This window comes from Streptomyces sp. MB09-01 (assembly GCF_033794505.1).
Taxonomy (GTDB): domain Bacteria; phylum Actinomycetota; class Actinomycetes; order Streptomycetales; family Streptomycetaceae; genus Streptomyces.
Map to the genome: position 1 here is coordinate 1 of NZ_JARAYQ010000510.1, position 2,247 is coordinate 2,247.

The window sequence follows — 2,247 nt, forward strand, 5'->3', positions numbered from 1 at the left end:
CCCAGGACCACCGCCACGGCCTCCACCGCCCCCAGCCCCTTGCCCCGTACGTCGCCCACGGCCAGCCGCACTCCGTACGGGGTGTCCTGGACGGCGTACAGGTCCCCGCCGATGAAGGCGTCGGCCTGCGCGGCCTCGTACCAGGCGGAGACGTGCAGGCCGCCGATGCGGTCGGCGGGCTTCGGCAGCACCGCCCGTTGCGCGGCCTCGGCGATCCCCCGCGCGGACGCGAGCTGCTCGCCGCTGCGCCGCACGACCCGGTTGATCAGGAGCGCCAGCCCGGACACGGTCACCACGGTGGCCAGCTCGGTCAGTGACTCGACCTTCCCGTTGGTGCCGTTGTGGACGTGCAGCAGGAACACCGCGAGCGAGGCCAGGAGGCCCGTCAGCGCCGTGGCCAGGAACGTGTACAGCGGGGCGGCGATCAGCGGGGCCGCGGAGAAGAAGGGGGATCCGGTGAAACCGGGCGGGGTCAGGAGGTTGAAGACCAGACCGAGGACGATCAGCGCACCCGGCAGCACCCCGACCACCTGCCGGGCCGGACCACCGCTCCCGCCGCCGCTCGCGCGCTCCTCGTTGCCCTGCCGGCCCAGCCCCGCCACGCTGCTCTCCTGCCGCCCGGATCCCTCGTACGGATGCGGGCCCGCCGCCGCCTCGCCCCTCAAGGCTGGCGCCAGGAGCGGTGGGTCGGCTACCCGGCGGCGGCCGTACGGGTGACGAGGCGTGAGACGCGGGACGGGAACACGACGAAGGCCCGGCTCCCCAAGGGGAACCGGGCCTTCGTACTGAGTAGCGGGGGCAGGATTTGAACCTACGACCTCTGGGTTATGAGCCCAGCGAGCTACCGAGCTGCTCCACCCCGCGTCGGTAAACACAACTCTACGCCATCCGGGGGGAACCCTCTGCCAATTAACGGCCGGCACGCCAGCAGATCGACATCACCGCAGGTCAAAGCCCTGAAACCGCCCCAAGACCGACCCGAGTCGGACCCGAGACCGGTCCGCGAACGGTCAGGGACGGGCACCCCGCGAACCAAGATCATCTCTGTTGCACGCCGGTGACACTTCGGGGATCGTTCGGGGATGGGGTGCGGGCGATGATTCACCTGTCGCCAAGGCCAGGGGGAACACGAACCGGCCGGGCGACGACCACCACACCAACCGGCTCGGCCCTCTGCCGATGCCCCTGTGATTCCCGGGGGGAGTCCACCATGTCCGTTCGCACCGCAGCCGCCATCGCAGTCGTCGCCGGCGTTGTCACCACTCTGCTGCCGCTCTCGGCCACCGCCGCGTCCGCCGCACCCGCCACCGACGACCACGCCGTGCTGCGTACGGAGATGGGCGCTCCCGTCCCGAGCGGCCCGCTGACCCGCGGCGGCGCCACCGAGTCCTTCGACCTGACGGTGAAGAACCCGACCGGCAAGGCCGTCACGTACAACCCGTGGATGCTCCTGGACCCGACCGGCCCGAGCCGGCTGCAGAAGGACGACGTCGTCTTCAAGGTCGAGGCGGTGGACGCCCCGGCGACCAAGTCCTCGGTCGGCCAGCAGGACGGCGCGTGGCAGGGCACCTTCTTCCCCGCCGCCGGCAAGCCGGGCGGTGAGGAGGGCGGCTTCGACATCCCCGCCAACGGCAAGATGACCTGGAAGGTCACCATCGGCCTCGGCGCGAACTACCCGACCAACGACGGCGACTTCAGCCTCAGCGCCTCCAGCTACAACAACTCGGTGGCCCCCGGCGGTGCGGACTCCCACACCTTCAAGGTCGACCCGCAGGTCAAGACCGGTGAGCTGAAGACCTGGTTCAAGCAGGTCAGCTCCGGCAAGGACGGCCAGGAGCAGCGCGCGTACCTGGACCTGAACTACCAGGCCACCGGCGACGGCACCTTCGGCACCGCCCTCGCGACCAGCCTGAGCCTGTCCCACCCGGGCGAGCAGGAGGCCGACTTCCGCGTGCAGGCCCTGTTCGACGGCCGCTGGCAGGATCTGAAGGCCGAGGACAGCCGCTACGAGCTGCCGCAGATCCCCAAGGGCTTCGGCGCCGCCGAAGGCGTCCGCACCCTGCCGCTGCGGGTCAGCCTGGGCAACCGCACCGGGCTGACGAAGAAGACCACGATCACGATGGAGGCCGAGGTCCGGCACGCCACGGGCAACTCCTTCCCGTTCAAGACCAGCTCCGTGCAGTTCCCGCTCGTCCCCTTCGCGGAGACGGTGCCCTCCGGCACCCCCTCGGCCACCCCGTCCACCGC

1 protein-coding gene, 1 tRNA gene and 1 pseudogene are annotated in these 2,247 nt (G+C 70.9%); 1 reads left to right on the forward strand and 2 read right to left on the reverse strand.

Annotated elements, in window-relative coordinates; translation table 11 throughout:
- Together PV721_RS42990 and PV721_RS42995 are read right to left on the reverse strand one after the other, a co-directional pair.
- A pseudogene (locus PV721_RS42990) lies at positions 1–602 on the reverse strand (hypothetical protein); the annotation flags it as partial.
- Between the two features lie 188 nt (positions 603–790).
- Positions 791–864: transfer RNA gene (locus PV721_RS42995), tRNA-Met, on the reverse strand.
- Between the two features lie 346 nt (positions 865–1,210).
- On the opposite strand from PV721_RS42995, the gene PV721_RS43000 reads away from it, so the two are divergent.
- Positions 1,211–2,247, forward strand: a 1,037-nt coding sequence (locus tag PV721_RS43000) for a hypothetical protein (RefSeq protein WP_319734272.1), incomplete at its 3' end; no start/stop codon positions are given.